The sequence below is a fragment of the Serratia sp. 3ACOL1 genome (genome assembly GCF_003668775.1).
GTDB classification, from domain to species: Bacteria; Pseudomonadota; Gammaproteobacteria; order Enterobacterales; family Enterobacteriaceae; genus Chania; species Chania fonticola.
In genome coordinates this window covers 3,071,867-3,087,764 of record NZ_CP033055.1, presented here as the reverse complement: position 1 = coordinate 3,087,764, position 15,898 = coordinate 3,071,867, and the positions used below count along the sequence as shown (strand labels likewise).

Here is a 15,898-nt window from a genome sequence, read left to right as displayed (position 1 = left end):
GTATCTGAATTTGGATTGTAATCGACTGGTCATTCAAGTTGGAATGATTTTACGTCTTCTCGTTATTTATTATTCAGAACAGCATTATAGGATGAAGACTTTATGTATCTTGCAGAGCTCACGATAAAGAATTTTCGCAAACTGCGTGAAGCTACGCTGAAATTTCAACCTGGTTTGAATATTTTGGTTGGGCCAAACAATGTAGGGAAAAGTGCAGTGGTCGATGCTCTTCGGACGCTTCTTGCAGGTCATGATGAGATTTATCCTCGCTTCGATATTTCTGACAGGCATCGTCCACATGAAGGCGATCCAACTGGCGATATCAGTTTCCATTTTGTCTTCCGAGATCTTAGCCTTGAAGATGAAGCTGACTTTATAGCCGCACTCAAGCCATATGGGGACAAGATCATGGAGGCGCATATCCATGTTCTGTATACCGATGTGGATAAGACGGGACGATTCAAAGTCAGACGTTGGTGCGGCGATCATCCGGAAGTTTCACTAACCTCAGATATGATGGAGAACCTTCGTGGGGTTTATCTCCCGCCTCTCCGCGATGCCGCGCAGGGCCTTCGTCCTAACCGTAACAGCCAGTTGGCACGTTTACTTCATTTGCTCACCGATGAAGCAGGCCGTGATACGATCAACACGGCTTTAAAGGACCTTGACGAAACACTTAAACAGAATAAGTCCATTCAAAACACCCATAAAGCGATATCCACCAGACACGATTCCATGATGGGTGATCAGTTAGCGCAGGAGCTTGCCGTTGGGCTCAGCGTGACTGACTTTCAGCGCCTCTCTTCCCGACTGACCATGACGGCTGAAACCATGGAGATTGAAAAGAATGGATTGGGCTTCAATAATCTGATCTTCATGGCGGTAGTACTCAGTGAACTGGCTAAAAATCCTGATTCTGCTTTCAGGAGTTTGATTATTGAGGAACCAGAAGCGCATTTGCATCCCCAACTGCAACGCGTGCTGCTGCAGTACCTTTCAGGTATTCCAACGGGTGAAGGCGAAAAGCCTGTACAACTGTTTGTCACCAGCCATTCCCCGAATTTCGCTAGTAATTCAAAGCTGGACTCTCTTGTATGCCTGATCGAGAACGAAGCTGGCGTAGAGACCTTCTTTCCACGTGATATCACATTTGAAAAGGGAAAACGTGAAAAGCTGGAGCGGTATCTGGACGTAACTAGGGCTGAACTGTTTTTTGCTCGCCGGGTGATTTTCGTTGAGGGTGCTGCAGAACTCATGTTGATTGACGCGCTTGCTAAAAAGATGGACTTTGATCTCAGGAAATATGGGGTCAGTCTTATTAGCGTTGAGGGACTTAATTTTGACTCCTTCCTCCCGCTTTTTGGAGAGCAGGGGCTGCGAATTCCCGTCGCTGTAGTAACCGATGCAGATCCATTTGAAGAAGAAGAGGTTGAAGCCCTGGCAGAGGGTGAACAAGTTGAAGAGGAAATTGACGACATACTTGCTGAAGCTGCCTACCAGGAAGAAACAGACGCTCCTGATGGGGAAGAGCCTGCTGGCGATGCTGAGAAAAAGAAAAAAGTTAAAAGGAAAGAGGTGTATCCAGCGTTGGGAGATCAGGTGCGATTATCGGCAAATACCATCAAGATGAAGAATCTGGAGGATGATTTTGTGAAGGTTTTTCATGGATTGAAAACCCTGGAATACGATCTGGCACTCATCGAGACGAACCGCGACTCAATGCTTACTGCATTAGCCGACCCGCATCCAAAAATCTCAAAAGCTCTGCGTAAGATAGTTGATGCTCAGCCAGACAATACAGCAAAAGCCAAGGCGTTGTTCTGCGGTATGTTTGAGCGAAAAGGCAACGGCAATATTCAGAAAGGTCGATTCGCCCAGGCACTAGCTGAACAGATTTTAAAAGTGCCAGAATGTGAAGTGCCTGAATATCTTAAAAATGCTATCCAGCATGTCTGTCAGGGAGTGGCCAAACCATGAAACTATCAAATGAGCAGATAGACATTATCGATGCACCACTAGTGTCTATTGCTGTCACTGCATGCGCAGGAAGCGGAAAGACAGCTACAGCTATTCGTCGCCTGATCGCCATTCGACAGAAGATGCAAAGCAGTCGCGGCCGAGTTGTGTTGTTGTCTTTCTCTAATGTAGCGGTCAATACCTTTAATAAAGGTTATGCAGAGCTCGCAACTGCTCTGCCGGACGATGCTAATCGTCGACGGGTGGAGGTCGATACACTTGACGGTTTTTTTACCAAACATATTTTACGTCCCCATGCCTACCGGACTATGGCCGCGACTCAGGCTGCGTACCTGGTGTCCGGTTCGGAGCCTTTTCTAACCAGGTTTCAATATTGGCGTGAAGGCAGCCCTCCATTGCCATTAAAAGACATAAAAGTAGGTATGTTTAATAAAGATTTCTACTTTGTTATAAGCAAAGGGGATGAGCTGGAGCTGCTTGATAAAAGTGAGGTTTTAAAGATCGTTAATAGACTGGGAAAGACAGGTGCCTACACTCATGATCTTGGCCGGTATTGGGTTTATCAGACTCTAGTCTCACAACCAGCTGTACTGCGTGCGCTGGCAGCCCGCTACCCGCAAATCCTTGTCGATGAATCCCAGGATTTGGGTACAGTGCATCAGGAAATATTAGAATTACTTATATGTTCAGGGGTTCAGGTAACTCTTATCGGGGATGTAAACCAGGGGATTTATGGCTTTGCTGGTGCTGACGGAGAGTTCCTGAAGAGCTACGAGGCCCGTGCTGAGGTGACCGGCTACAAGCTTACTCGCAACTATCGTTCCCTGCCGCCAATCATTAACATCGCCAACTCTCTCTGCGACCGTAATGACGAGCCCGACCGGCAGAACGAACAAGGTGGCGCATTTTTCATCGGATATAAGGAATCTGAACTGCCCAAATTAACTGAAGCATTTAAGGCCCATATCGATGAGTTAGGCATGCAGCTTCAGGATTCAGTAATTCTTTGTCGCGGGGTGAGGAGAGCTGAAGTAATTGCGGGTAGAGCCTCCCCGCCAGGGCAAGGTATGGTCAAAGTCTTAGCAGAAGCATCGTTGTTACGAGATCAACATAGTAACTACCATGGCTGCTTTAAATTGGTCTGCCGGGCAATCATTGGCTTACTGGACAATGCCCCCATGGGCTCAGTTCAGGACTTCAGGGGCTATCACATGAAGACGGAATGAGCGGGCTGAAGCGACTACTATGGCGTTTCAGTCGCAGCGCAGATGTGGGACTCCCCTCGTCTGCGCTTACAGCGAAAACAGACTGGCACACCAAGTTATTAACGAATGTCAAAGCGCTGCTCGCAGAGATTGAAAAACAATACGGATATAAAATTGCTGGCACGCTTGGCACCAAACTGACAAAAAAATCACTACCGGAGCTGCCATTGGCGAGTACTGCAGTCACTCAGACACATGGACTCAGGGTAGAAACGGTGCACCAGGTTAAGGGGGAGTCTATCGGCGCAGTTATGTACCTGGCGAAGAAATCCCATATCGAAGCGTTGCTTTCAGGCACAGGTGATGAAGAAGGCCGGATTGGGTATGTCGCAATCACCAGGGCAAAGAACTTATTTTGGCTGGCTGTGCCACAATCATGCCTAAAAGAATTAAAGGAGAATCTCATTAGCGCTGGTTTTCAGGAACGGATCTAACCTGCCGTCATTGCCCCTGCCTGAACCGGATTAAACGCAAAACTGGACTTATGCTCAGGTTTTTATCCGCCATCCCTCTTGGATGGCGGCTTTCTTAATTGCTACTGACTTGCTTACCGTTGATTAATACGCGGCAATGTTATTAATTTACCTTCGGCATTGATAAACTTCGAACTTTCGCTTCATGCCCTGAGACATTCAACAAGTTTTTTTATGGCTTCAGTAAGGGCGAATTTCGTTCTTTGAGAGCCAGTAAATATTTTACTTCGTCGTAACAGGTTCGTAAGCGTCCAACGAAGGCCGTATTGTCTGAGGTTGGGTAACCTAAGCCCTTAAGGAGCTACAAAATCCACGTTGAGTGGGGGACTGGTCGAAGGCCAAACGAACCATGCTTCTGAATGAGCTAGAAACTGTGTAGGAAGAAGCGAAAGAAGCATTGAATAAAAAGGAGCTCAGGTCTTCTTTATCGGTGAGCAACGCGCTGATAACCCGGAGATCTTTTACGTCACCGATTGCCGGTTAATCTGCGCGATTATGGGACATATAACTTATCCCTGACGTAATAAGGCCTTCTCACGCAGAGAAGGCCACTGGCGAGTTATAAATCGATTTGGCTGCAACCGAAGTTACGATCCCCTTCCCCAAAAACTTTGCTTTCAACTTTGGTGAGGTAATCCAGTCGGGTTAACAGCGCCTGGTAGTTCTGCTGGAAGTCAGCACTATTGGTATCCAACACATAGCGACAGTTTTCAGGGAAATGGACCAGACCTGGGTGATCGTCCAATTCCAGCCTTAGGGCGCTGTACCAGGCTCCGGTGATCATCCCTCTCAGGTTATTGGCCTGATCGTAATCTCCCAAGTGGTAATAGGCGTCTTTGTTGAACAACAGGCAAGTGTGATAGTGGCATTTACCTGATTTCGAGTATTCTTTCGCCCATATCAAAAACATAGGGCTGGGGTACACTCGTTTACCTTCACGCTCTTTACGGATACGATCAGCTACCAGTTTAGCTCTGAGGGAATCCCGTGTCCGCGATATCTCTCCGGGTTCAAAGTTAGGGAAGCAGCAGATATTGTCTCCGTTATCGACAATAGGAGTGTGATGAAAATCAGTTCTTACAGCAGTAACTCTCTGGTATCGGTTGGTCAATGCATTCAGCAGACAGTTAATCTTGATCCAATACTCAAGAACGTGTTCACCATGCGTACCTTGATATGTTTTCATAATATATACCTGTAGTTGGTCCTACGGTCTGCTATAGACCGTATAAAGAGCCATACAGGCAGGGCTATATCTTACCGATGATTGAGGTATATACTGACATCAGATCTTAGTATCCCAGTACCATTTGATCCGATAATTACTTGTTAAGTAATTCTACCCTTAGATGGTTATTAGTTAGAACTAAGAGTAGACAGCCATTATAATACCTATCCAACATCTAAAATTGAGATGAGGGCAGCCCCAGCCTGCGATGACTGTTTAAAAGTTACTCTGCAATTAGCTTGCTGAATTAACCGAAAATTTCGTTATTCCAATGTCGTTTAACTGTGGATAAGCTGACGCCTAATTCTCTTGCTACCTCTGATTGTTTATACCCTTTCAACTTGAGTGTGTAGATACTGAGTTTATGCTGACTGCCTTCTTTTCGTCCAAGCGGTTTCTTGATCCTCCGGTGCTTACTTCTGCTTGATTTAAGATTCTGAATATCTACCCCTGTTTGTACCGATATCAGAAAAGACATACAGCTTTCAACAGAGGGCTCTATTCTAGTGTAAGGATGGTGGCAATAGATATTGATGTCTTTTTTGAAACAAAAAAATAAAATATCCAGTATATCCTCAACATTTCTTCCCAGGCTACTTAAGCCGTTCAGTATGATAGTGTCACCTTTGTTCGCTTTCTGATTTATCAGTTCTTTCAATAGTCGTTGATGTAATACGGACTGTTTTTCATCAACAATCTCAATCACCACATTATCAGGTGAAATGGGAAATTCTTTGCATATCTCCTTAAAGGTAACATCCTGTCTGATATGGCTTGCTGCCTTCGTATCCGAGCAAGCCAAATAAAAATGAAATACCATTTTTTAACCCCATATCAGAGAGTAATACACGATAGAATCATTACTATAAAGTCATAATAGAGAATGAGAATCACTCAGCATTGCGATTTGGATAACATCGTTAATCACTTTGCCGTTTTTGCATAATTCAGGTGTCATTTATTATTTATTTCTCCCTATAGCGAATGGATTAATGAGAATGATTTTCATTTCATTTCTAGTACACTGTGGCAGGTTAGCTTCACAAATGATCGGGAGCATGACTGCCAAATTATTGGTGTGGTAAATGTTTATCCAACAAATGTGAGGGTAATGGAAATAGATATTCTTTCTTTTTAATACCTCTTTTACCCCGAATATTATCAGCTCAGAAATAGGTAATACTACGATGTTGTTAATGTCAAAGTGGTATCCCTCATATGAGGTTTCTTTAAGGAGAATAGTATTTGAATACCCCTTAACATACTGGCTATTATCATCAGTTATTCGGTCTGTATGAATGTGGATGGCTGCTTTCGCTCTGTTTGCATCTACCAGGGCTTCAAGTCTCTCTGTTATACTTTTTTTCTCCAATTTTCCCATCGAACCATCGTTGGTTTTTTTTTGGAAATTTTCAATCGATGGTATCCAAAGCGCACTTTTAATGTGAGTATTCCAAACAGTCAAAAAAAACTCCTCATGTGTGATTTCAGGGGTGCCGCGAACCTGTGAAATATGTTCATTTATCGATTGTCTTAATAATATTTCTTCAATCTGCTTTGCTTCATAATGACATGATGTGATTTTGTTAAAAAAGGGAATTAATATTTTCATTCCTAATTCAATACCAGTAGAGCGTGAAATATCTTTCACGTAACAAAAATTATCTATATCAACAATAAGAGACTCATCCTTAAAGTTGGTGGTGACTTTTTTTGACATGCGTTCTCCAATAAAATTTTTAACGAAGGGATTACGAACTGGCAGCTATTCTGCTATTAGTAGTGAAATAGCAGTGTAAAAAGACATATACCCGCCATACTTCAAGTTGCATGTGCGTCGGCTGCTTTTGCTCACCCCTATCACTTACTTGTGTAAGCTCTTGGGGATTTGCTTAGTTGCTGCCTTCCCGCAACTCGGGTTATTTAGGGTATACACACTAATTTATCCACCCGCTGTGAAATAAATCTTCATGGAACAGAGGGGATTCGTTGTAGAATCCACTCATCAAGTTCAGCTTCTAGCCATCCCACTGACTGACTCCCCAAAGACCTTGGTCTTGGAAACGTTGAGTCAAAGCGGGGAGATTTTGGGTTCATCCAGTCATAGATTGTGGACCTGGAAAGACCTGTTTTGAGCGCGACAGCGGGTAAGCGTAGAACCTTAACATTAGATGATGTCATAGCTTGTTCTCCTGAGTCATATTTGTTTGGCTGCAGGAAGACTACGGACATGGGGGCTGTAAAAAAATAGTTGTGCCTACTCGTTTTTTTTATTTGAACATTAACTTAATTAAGTGGTTGATTTTTATGAATATGTTTTTTGAAAAAACTTACGCTCTTCTCATTGAAAGGTTCGAAGATGTCCGTGGAACGATACCTAGTTGGTTAACAAGTACCTCGTGGGAATCTGCCTGGCCGATGCTGGATTACAAAAATCCTGATGTTCAACTCTTTTTAGATCAACTCATTGGTGAATTCTCATCGACTGATCCTTACGATCGGGCGAAACTTACACTTGCTTCATTAGACCCAGCGCTAAAGCTTAAAAATAAAGATGGATGGCCTAGCGTTTTTGGGTCATTTCATAACCGCTTAGAAAGCGCACTTAGAGAGTGTCAAAGAGCCAAATATCTGCGAGATACTAATCATTTTGAAGCGTTGAAATCACTCCTCGAAGCGGTATGTCATCTTGAGGCTGCGAGAGGAATGTGTATAGCTTTTACTCAGATAGAAAGAGGTGAAGTTTCCGATTGGGTAATGTTACAGGGGGCGATTAGAGGGGGGGTGGCAAAGGCTGCTTTGAATATCCCAGTTAAAGAACAGGCTGTGAAGTTACTGTATGAAAATGTTCCCCTAATGGCGGCTGGAAAAATAGAACAAAAGCGGCTGAAGCGATAGCTGCTGAACTGTGGGAGTTTATTGAACAACAAAATAAGATTGAAAAGCGTATTACTTTGGATCCTGACAATTTAGTCATAACATTAAAACAATGGGCTTCTAAGGATAAAGATGATCAACTTCTTGAGGCTTTTAATAAAACAGTCCGAACAAAGAAAAAAAATGAAGCGCCAGAGACACTTCATTTATGCGTTATTAATGCGATATTACCCTACTAATCGCAAAAATCCTGAATGTAGATTGCCATTTTCTGCGGTAGTCACGAAATCAGCCCACCATTGCATCATCGGGCGACGTTGCTCGAGATAATCGCTGCGGTTATATGCGCGGCGTACTTCGTTTTTGTCTACGTGGGCCAATGCTGCCTCAATAACATCTGGTGGAAATCCTTGTTCGTTGAGAGCCGTACTGGCAATGGAGCGCAGACCATGAGAAACGAGTATGCCACCTAACCCGGCGCGTTTTAGCGCCGCATTCACAGTTTGACTGTTCATTGATTGAGTCGGTTTGATTCGACTGGGAAAGACAAACTCTCGATTTACACATAGCGGTTTCATCGTTTCTAAAACGGCCATTGCTTGATCTGACAATGGAACAGTGTGATCACGGTTCATTTTCATGCGTGATGCGGGGATTTTCCATTCTCGTGCTTCCAGATCTATCTCGTCCCAGCGGGCTTCAGCCGCTTCGGCAGGGCGGGTGATAGTAAGAAGTTGCCACATGAACAGGCACCGTGTTGGTAGGATAATGTTGGCGGTACGCATAGTCTGCATGAGTTGCGGTAGCTGGTCCGGACGGATGCTGGGCATGTTTTTTTTCTGAGGCTTCTCGAATGCCTTGCCAATATTGACGCTGGGGACTGCATCAATCAGACCTGTGTTTTGAGCATAAACCATGACCTCATTGATGCGTTGGCACAGGCGACGAACAGTTTCCAATGCTCCGCGAGCCTGAACAGGTTGAATTGCTTGGACCAGAGTATGTGCTTTAATATCTGTGACGCTCATATCGCCAATCGCCGGTAAAACATCCCTTTCTAGCGATCGCCAGATATCTTCTGCATAGTCCTCAGTCACACTGGTCTTCTTCACACTCCACCAACGTTCAGCTACAAGTTTGAAAGTATTAGTTTGGGCTTCAAGAGTGCTGCGGAGTTGTTCTTGCTGATGCTCCTGAGGATCGATCTGTTTTGTCAGGAGAGCACGAGCTTCTGCCCGGTAGCTTCGAGCATCGGCAAGGGTGACTGACGGATAAGGGCCAATGCTCTTTTTCGCACGCTTCTTAGTGACAGGGCGAATGTAGCGAAACTGCCAGATCTTACTGCCGCTTGATTTGATGAGTAGCTCAAGGCCATCGCCATCATAGAGAACGTAGTCCGCTTCCTTGGGTTTGGCGGATTCGATTTCCTTGACGGATAAAGGTTTGGTTTGTCTTGCCATTGCCGGGTTTCCATAGTTTTAGGCACCTCAAAAACAATAATGCTTTACGAGGTGCCTAACAAGGTGCCTAAAAGGTTCGGATTTAATTAGTTGGCTTCAGACTTCGAGGGACAAATTGAAGGTACAAAAAAGCCCGCAGGGCTTGCGCCATGCGGGCTTCTAGGACTTCGTTGGATGGCTCTGGTAACCATCAACCAAGAATTTGGTGGAGCTGGGGGGATTTGAACCCCCGTCCGAAATTACTACACCGTCGGCACTACATGCTTAGTCCAATCTTTACATTCGCCGGTCAGCTGCGGATGGACACGCCACTAACAAACTAGCCTGATTAGGTTTAGCACTTTAGCCCCAGGCAGGACTTCCATGCGATCTCTTTTGGGTTTGACCTCTCTTTATCCCCGTCTTAAGAGCGGAAGCTAGGGAGAGAGGGCTCTAAGCAGGGTATTAAGCTGCTAGTGCGTAGTTTTCGTCGTTTGCGACTATTTTTTTGCGGCTTTTTACGAGGCAAACCGCCCCTCGGCATGCTCCTAGGGCTTCGCAAATCCCGTCGAATCCAGAATCAGCCCCAAGTACTTTGTGCAGTATAACAGAAGATTACCCTGTTAAGCCAGCGGCTTAACGATTGGCATGCTTCATGATACGGGCTTTCGCCGTCTGCCACTCACGATCTTTGATGTCATCGCGCTTATCGTGTTCTTTCTTACCTTTGGCTACGCCGATCTTCACCTTGCTCCAGGCATTTTTCCAATACATGGAGAGGGCTACGACGGTATAACCATCGCGGGTAACGCGGCCAATCAGTGAGTCTAGCTCACGTTTTTTCAGCAGGAGTTTACGGGAACGTGTTGGATCGCATACCACATGAGTTGAAGCGACGTTCAGCGGCGAAATGGTGGCGCCAAACAGATAGGCTTCACCGTCGCGGAACATCACATAACTGTCGCTGATGTTAGCTTTGCCAGCACGCAGTGATTTTACTTCCCAACCTTGCAGGGCCAAACCCGCCTCGATCTCCTCTTCGATGGAGTATTCGAAACGTGCTCGCTTGTTTTGTGCAATGGTCGCGGAACCGGGTTTGTATGCTTTTTTCTTTGTCATAGTGCGCTCATTATACTGGATGGCGCAGCGAAAGAAATCCTTTCCCACTCAGCACCTGCGCAATTTCTCGCATTTTGGATCCGCGCCGCGCGTAGCAGATTTTTTGTTTGGCGCCAGATAAATGGTATTATCTGTACGTTTTTTGCCTCTCAGGAAATGATATGCCCCAGATCAGTCGATCTGCATTAGTGCCTTTCAGCGCTGAGCAGATGTATCAGTTGGTTAACGATGTTCATTCTTACCCCGATTTTCTGCCAGGATGCACCGGCAGCCGGGTGATTGCCGCTTCCCCTAATGAAATGACCGCCGCGGTAGAGGTGGCAAAAGCCGGCATCAGCAAAACCTTTACCACGCGCAATACGCTGCTGGATAACCAAAGCATCAATATGCAGCTGGTCGATGGCCCGTTCCGCAAACTGATGGGCGGCTGGCAGTTCACCGCGTTAAGCCCCGAGGCGTGCAAGGTCGAGCTGCACCTGGATTTTGAGTTCACCAACAAACTGATCGAGCTGGCCTTCGGTAAAGTGTTTAAAGAACTGGCCGGTAGCATGGTGCAAGCGTTCACTCAGCGCGCCAAAGAGGTCTACAGTGTCTGAGATACGCGTTGAGGTGGTCTATGCGTTGCCAGAACGCCAGTATGTGCGCCAGGTTAAGTTGGCCGCAGGCAGCAACGTTGAGCAGGCCATCCTGGCTTCTGGGCTGTTAGAGCTACGTAACGATATCGATTTGGCCAGCAACAAGGTGGGTATCTACAGTCGTCCGGCTAAGCTGAGCGATGTGCTCAATGATGGCGACAGGGTAGAGATTTACCGGCCATTGATTGCCGATCCGAAAGAACTGCGTCGCCAGCGGGCGGAAAAGGCAAAAAAATAAGGCGCTGAATGCGCCTTATCTTCATCAGAACGTTGTCTTCCGAGTTGCAGCCTACGACTGTCATGAAGGATCTCACTCTTCCCCCACGGGCCGGATGACAGCTCCGGCTCGGCTTACTCGGTCAGTGCCGGTTTATTCTGCAGATCCGTCAACACGCCTGCGCTGTCGAACGTCAACGTCAGCGTTTGCTGCGTGATCTTCTCATGGCCTGGCTCTTGGCGGAACACGTAGAACCATGTCTGGGTACCAAACGGATCCTGCATCATTGGCGTGCCCAATGTGTAAGCAACCTGTTGTTGCGTCATTCCCTTGTGGATTTTTGCCACGTCGGTTGGTGTCAGGTAGTTACCCTGGTTGATATCAGGCCGGTAAACCACCTTCTCAAAAGTAGAACAGCCTGCGGTCAGCATCACAAGAACCACAGCGGCAGCTGTCAGCATTTTACAGCGCATAATAATCACATTCCTTTAGGGCATAGGATGCCGATGATAATAGACCTTGCAGCAGTTGGGAACCTTTACAGGGCCTCATTATGACCTCAGGAAAGTAAAAAAGTTATGCGGCCAGCAATTCTTTTGCGTTTGCCAGCGTATTTTTAGTGACTTCACTGCCGCCGAGCAGGCGCGCCAACTCTTGCAGACGGGCACGTTTGTCCAAAGGTGACATCTGGGTTTCGGTTACCGTGCCGTCGGTTTGCTTGCTGACAAATAAATGCTGATGACCGCAACCAGCGACCTGCGGCAGGTGGGTCACGCACATAACCTGAGTTGATTCACCCAACTGACGCAGCAGGCGGCCAACAATGGCGGCCGTTGGGCCACTGATGCCTACGTCCACCTCATCGAAGATCAGCGCCGGGGTTTCCATTTTACGGGCGGTAATGACCTGGATGGCTAACGCGATGCGGGAAAGCTCACCGCCGGAGGCCACTTTTGCCAACGGCTGCAGCGGTTGCCCCGGGTTGGTGGAGACGCAGAACTCAACGCGGCTGGCCCCCTCACTGCTCAGGTATTCCGGTTCAAAGCGGACGTCGATATTAAATTTGCCGTGCGGCATCGAGAGCGCATTCATGCTCTCGGTGATCAAGGTAGTTAACTCGGCCGCATAGTGCTGCCGCTTCTGGTGCAACTGTTCAGCCAGCGCCAGTGCCTGTTGATGATGCAGGTTGACCGCTTCGCTCAGGTGTTGCTGATCGCTGGCCTGTTGGGAAAGCAGCTGTTGCTCATCCAGCAGTTGTTGATGCAGGCCGGGTAATTCTTCCGGTGAAACATGGTGCTTACGTGCCAGGCTGATTTGGCGCGACAGGCGCTGTTCCAGCTCATGCAGGCGGTTAGGATCGAGATCCATGCGGTCTGCGTAATGGCGCAGTTCATCGCTGGCTTCGCTGATTTGGATCGAGGCCTCTTCCAGCATGTCCAGCAGGCCGCTTAACTTCTCATCCATGCCGATCAGGTCCAGCAGCAGGTGCTTGGTGGTGTAGAGCTGGCTGAGCATGTTGTGTTGCTCGTCATCGGCTAGCAGTTGCAGCGCCTGCTGGCTGAGGGTCAACAACTGGCCGCTGTTGGCCAGACGCTTGTATTCGCTGTCGATCTGCTCAAATTCACCTGCCTGTGGGGCGAATTCGTTCAGCTCTTTCAACTGGTATTGCAGCAGTTGCTTGCGGGCATCGCGTTCGAGAGATTGCTGCTGATGGTGCGCCAGTTCGCGGCAGCTTTGATGCCATTGGTGGTAAGCCTGGTGCATGGCTGCCTGTAGGGCGGGTTCGCCAGCATAGGCATCCAGCAACTGTTTTTGGTGTTCGGGTTTTAGCAGCAACTGGTGAGCATGCTGGCCGTGGATCTGGATCAGGCGCTGGCCAAGTTCCCGCAATTGGGAAAGGGGAACGGCGGTGCCGTTGATAAAACCACGGGAGCGGCCATCTGTCCCGATCACGCGGCGCAGCAGGCACTCGTTGCTGTCATCCAGCTGGTTTTGTTCCAGCCATTCGCGGGCGGATGGGGTATCTGCCAGTGAGAAACGGGCACAGATATCGGCACGGGAGGCCCCAGACGTACGACGTTGCCGTCGGCGCGGTTGCCGAGGCACAGGCCTAACGCATCAATAGCAATCGACTTACCGGCACCGGTCTCACCGGTGATTGCCGTCATACCCGCTTGAAAGTCGATCTCCAACTCACGAACGATAGCAAAATTGCTGATGGTTAATTGCGCCAACATAGGGACCTTCCTGTGTATAAACACATAACTGTGATTTCATACAGTATAAACTGGTTTTATATACAGTAAAGCGGTTGGCGCCATTTTTAGAATAATTTTTTTGACCAGCCCAGTTTGGTGCTCAACGTATTGAAATAGCTGTAGTCCTTGGGATGGATCAGGTTTAAGTGGAAGTCGCTGCGGCGGATCAGTACCTCTTCGCCTTCCTGGATGGGCAGGGCGATCTGGCTGTCGCAGCTGATTTCCAGATCGCTGCCGATATGGGAAAACTTCAGGCGAATGGTGCTGTCGCCGTTGATCACCAGCGGCCGGGCGGAAAGCGTGTGCGGGAACATTGGCACCAGCGCGATGGCTTCCAGCGATGGAGTCAGAATGGGCCCGCCTGCGGAAAGCGAGTAGGCGGTAGAACCGGTTGGCGTGGCGATGATCAGGCCATCGGAACGCTGCGAGAAGGCGAAGCGATCGTCAATATAGACTTCGAACTCGATCATGTGCGCCACCTTGCCAGGGTGTAGCACTACTTCGTTAATCGCGGTGCTGACGCGGCATTGCTGGTGCTCTTTATGGACGATGGTTTCCAGCAGGAAGCGCTTCTCGTCAATATATTCCCCTTCCAGCACGTCCGCCAACTGCTGGAGTGCGTTGTCCGGGTCAAGATCTGTCAGGAAGCCGAGATTGCCACGGTTTACCCCGATCACCTTGATGTCATAACGCGCCAATACGCGCGCTGCGCCCAGCATGTTACCGTCACCACCCACCACGACGGCCAGATCGGCCCGTTGACCAATCTCCGCCAGGCTGCCGGTATCTACGTCTTTCATGCCCAAATCTTGGGCAATCTGGCGTTCAAGGATCACCTTGTAGCCACGGGCAACCAACCATTCGAACAGCATTTCATGAGTAGCCAATGCGGAAGGGTGACGCGGGTGCCCAACAATGCCAATACATGCAAATTTTTTCTTCATCGCTGCCATTTTCCTCACCAGGGACGGTTTATGCCCCACATTGTGACCGGTTGACTTGAAACCCCGGTTTTGATCCCCATAATAAGCCAAGTTGCGAGATTAATGCTAAAACGCGGAGATATTCATGAGTAGTAAAGAACAGAAGACGCCAAACGAGCAAGCCTCGGAAGAAATGGAACAGCAAGCACAGCACGAGGAAGCCATGGCGGCAGGCGCCGATCTGCGCGATGATCGCATTGCCGAGTTGGAAGCCCAACTGGCTGAAGCTCAGCAACGCGAGCGTGACAGTGTGCTGCGTGCCAAAGCCGAAATGGAAAACGTTCGCCGCCGTAGCGAGCTGGATGTCGAGAAGGCTCACAAATTCGCGCTGGAAAAATTCTCCGGTGATTTGCTGCCGGTGATCGACAACCTGGAGCGTGCGCTGGATCTGGCGGACAAGAACAACCCTGAACTGGTCGCGATGATCGAAGGGATTGAACTGACGCTGAAGTCACTGCTGGACGCGGTACGCAAGTACGGCATCGAAGTGGTAGGCGAGCTCAACGTGCCATTCAACCCGGACGTTCACCAGGCGATGAGCCTGATGGAATCAGCCGACCATCAGCCGAACCATGTGATGATGGTGATGCAGAAAGGCTACACGCTGAATGGCCGCCTGCTGCGCCCGGCGATGGTAGCGGTATCCAAAGCCAAGTCTTAATAAGATCTGGCGAGGATAAAGGCACCTGAGCGGTGCCTTTTTTGTGCCTGGATCATTCCTGTGGCAGGTGTGGCACCCAGTCAATCGGTGCCAGGCCTTGTTGTTCCAGTAACTGATTGGTTTGCGAAAAGTGGTGGCAACCCAGGAAACCGCGATGGGCAGAAAGCGGGGAGGGATGCGGCGCTTTCAACACATGATGGCGCTGGCGATCGATAAAGCTCCCTTTCTTTTGTGCGTGTGAACCCCACAGCAGGAACACGACACCCTCGCGATTTTCGTTTAGCGCGGCAATGACCTTGTCGGTAAAGGTCTCCCAGCCCAGATTGGCGTGAGAATGCGCCCGGCCACCTTCAACGGTTAATACGGTATTGAGCAGCAGTACGCCTTGCTCGGCCCAGCTTTGCAGGCAGCCGTGTGTCGGGCGTTCAAAGCCGGGGATATCCGTCACCAGCTCTTTGTACATATTGACCAGCGAAGGCGGCGCAGGGATGCCTGGGCGCACGGAAAACGACAGGCCATGGGCCTGGTTCGGACCGTGATAGGGATCTTGCCCCAGGATCACCACTTTGACGTCTGCCAACTCGGTAAAGCGGAAAGCGTTAAACACGTCTTTCTGCGGTGGATAAATGGTCTTACCAGCCTGGCGTTCATTAGCTACAAAGGCGAGTGTATCCAGAAAGTAGGGCTGCTCTTTCTCTTTGCCGATGACGTCGTGCCAGGTGAGGGAGGTAGACATAAGCACTCTCCTTTGTTTTTGTTAGCAATT

16 protein-coding genes, 1 other RNA gene and 1 pseudogene are annotated in these 15,898 nt (G+C 48.4%); 7 read left to right on the top strand and 11 right to left on the bottom strand.

The annotated features are described in order from the left end of the window. Window positions 1-102: 102 nt before the first annotated feature. From D9980_RS13875 to D9980_RS27005, 3 genes are read left to right on the top strand one after another with little or no spacing between them, the layout of a single operon-like run. The gene (locus D9980_RS13875; RefSeq protein WP_121607600.1) at window positions 103-1,977 is read left to right on the top strand and encodes an ATP-dependent endonuclease; all 1,875 of its coding nucleotides are present in this window, start codon (window positions 103-105) and stop codon (window positions 1,975-1,977) included. Next, a complete protein-coding gene (locus tag D9980_RS13870; RefSeq protein ID WP_238393638.1) occupies window positions 1,974-3,203 on the top strand; it encodes an ATP-dependent helicase in 1,230 nt (409 codons plus the stop codon). Before D9980_RS13875 ends, D9980_RS13870 begins: the two co-directional genes overlap by 4 nt. After that, on the top strand, window positions 3,200-3,676 hold the full coding sequence (locus tag D9980_RS27005) for a hypothetical protein (protein ID WP_238393637.1): 477 nt from the start codon (window positions 3,200-3,202) through the stop codon (window positions 3,674-3,676). The genes D9980_RS13870 and D9980_RS27005 overlap by 4 nt, the downstream gene beginning before the upstream one ends. 598 nt (window positions 3,677-4,274) lie before the next feature. Here D9980_RS27005 and D9980_RS13865 read toward each other — a convergent pair. The 4 genes from D9980_RS13865 to D9980_RS13850 form a co-directional block, all read right to left on the bottom strand. Further along, window positions 4,275-4,901 carry an inovirus Gp2 family protein gene (locus D9980_RS13865; protein ID WP_121607599.1) on the bottom strand — a complete coding sequence of 209 codons (627 nt, stop codon included), beginning with the start codon at window positions 4,899-4,901 and terminating at the stop codon, window positions 4,275-4,277. Between the two features lie 289 nt (window positions 4,902-5,190). Continuing rightward, window positions 5,191-5,763: a recombinase family protein gene (locus tag D9980_RS13860; protein WP_121607598.1), complete on the bottom strand. Its 573-nt coding sequence runs from the start codon at window positions 5,761-5,763 to the stop codon at window positions 5,191-5,193. A gap of 141 nt (window positions 5,764-5,904) precedes the next feature. Continuing rightward, a complete protein-coding gene (locus tag D9980_RS13855) occupies window positions 5,905-6,663 on the bottom strand; it encodes a hypothetical protein (RefSeq protein WP_121607597.1) in 759 nt (252 codons plus the stop codon). A 248-nt stretch (window positions 6,664-6,911) separates the two neighbouring features. Then, a complete protein-coding gene (locus tag D9980_RS13850) occupies window positions 6,912-7,124 on the bottom strand; it encodes an AlpA family transcriptional regulator (RefSeq protein WP_121607596.1) in 213 nt (70 codons plus the stop codon). 126 nt (window positions 7,125-7,250) lie between these two features. Here D9980_RS13850 and D9980_RS13845 point away from each other — a divergent pair, with 126 nt between their 5' ends. Further along, window positions 7,251-7,841 carry a hypothetical protein gene (locus D9980_RS13845; protein ID WP_162304264.1) on the top strand — a complete coding sequence of 197 codons (591 nt, stop codon included), beginning with the start codon at window positions 7,251-7,253 and terminating at the stop codon, window positions 7,839-7,841. Window positions 7,842-8,047: 206 nt separating this feature from the next. On the opposite strand, the gene D9980_RS13840 is transcribed toward D9980_RS13845, so the two are convergent. The 3 genes from D9980_RS13840 to smpB form a co-directional block, all read right to left on the bottom strand. Next, window positions 8,048-9,280, bottom strand: a complete 1,233-nt coding sequence (locus D9980_RS13840; protein ID WP_121607594.1) for an integrase domain-containing protein — start codon at window positions 9,278-9,280, stop codon at window positions 8,048-8,050. A gap of 203 nt (window positions 9,281-9,483) precedes the next feature. Then, window positions 9,484-9,847: a transfer-messenger RNA gene (ssrA, locus tag D9980_RS13835) on the bottom strand. A 48-nt stretch (window positions 9,848-9,895) separates the two neighbouring features. After that, on the bottom strand, window positions 9,896-10,378 hold the full coding sequence (gene smpB, locus D9980_RS13830) for an SsrA-binding protein SmpB (protein ID WP_021178921.1): 483 nt from the start codon (window positions 10,376-10,378) through the stop codon (window positions 9,896-9,898). Between the two features lie 161 nt (window positions 10,379-10,539). Here smpB and D9980_RS13825 point away from each other — a divergent pair, with 161 nt between their 5' ends. Next, entirely contained in the window at window positions 10,540-10,974 is a 435-nt protein-coding gene (locus tag D9980_RS13825; RefSeq protein ID WP_021178920.1) for a type II toxin-antitoxin system RatA family toxin, read from the top strand. After that, the gene (locus D9980_RS13820; RefSeq protein WP_121607593.1) at window positions 10,967-11,251 is read left to right on the top strand and encodes an RnfH family protein; all 285 of its coding nucleotides are present in this window, start codon (window positions 10,967-10,969) and stop codon (window positions 11,249-11,251) included. The genes D9980_RS13825 and D9980_RS13820 overlap by 8 nt, the downstream gene beginning before the upstream one ends. Window positions 11,252-11,364: 113 nt before the next feature. Here the strand turns inward: D9980_RS13820 and bamE are convergent, their stop codons facing one another. The 3 genes and pseudogenes from bamE to nadK form a co-directional block, all read right to left on the bottom strand. Continuing rightward, complete coding sequence (gene bamE, locus D9980_RS13815) at window positions 11,365-11,703, bottom strand: outer membrane protein assembly factor BamE (protein ID WP_021178918.1); 339 nt, start codon at window positions 11,701-11,703, stop codon at window positions 11,365-11,367. Between the two features lie 103 nt (window positions 11,704-11,806). Further along, window positions 11,807-13,467: pseudogene (gene recN, locus D9980_RS13810) on the bottom strand (DNA repair protein RecN). 86 nt (window positions 13,468-13,553) lie between these two features. After that, window positions 13,554-14,432 (bottom strand): NAD(+) kinase, encoded by an 879-nt coding sequence (gene nadK, locus D9980_RS13805; RefSeq protein WP_121607592.1) that lies wholly within the window; start codon window positions 14,430-14,432, stop codon window positions 13,554-13,556. A 124-nt stretch (window positions 14,433-14,556) separates the two neighbouring features. On the opposite strand from nadK, the gene grpE reads away from it, so the two are divergent. Further along, window positions 14,557-15,132, top strand: coding sequence for a nucleotide exchange factor GrpE (gene grpE / locus D9980_RS13800; RefSeq protein WP_121607591.1), 576 nt, complete (start codon window positions 14,557-14,559; stop codon window positions 15,130-15,132). Between the two features lie 52 nt (window positions 15,133-15,184). On the opposite strand, the gene ung is transcribed toward grpE, so the two are convergent. Beyond that, the gene (gene ung, locus D9980_RS13795) at window positions 15,185-15,868 is read right to left on the bottom strand and encodes a uracil-DNA glycosylase (protein WP_021178914.1); all 684 of its coding nucleotides are present in this window, start codon (window positions 15,866-15,868) and stop codon (window positions 15,185-15,187) included. Between the last annotated feature and the right edge of the window lie 30 nt (window positions 15,869-15,898).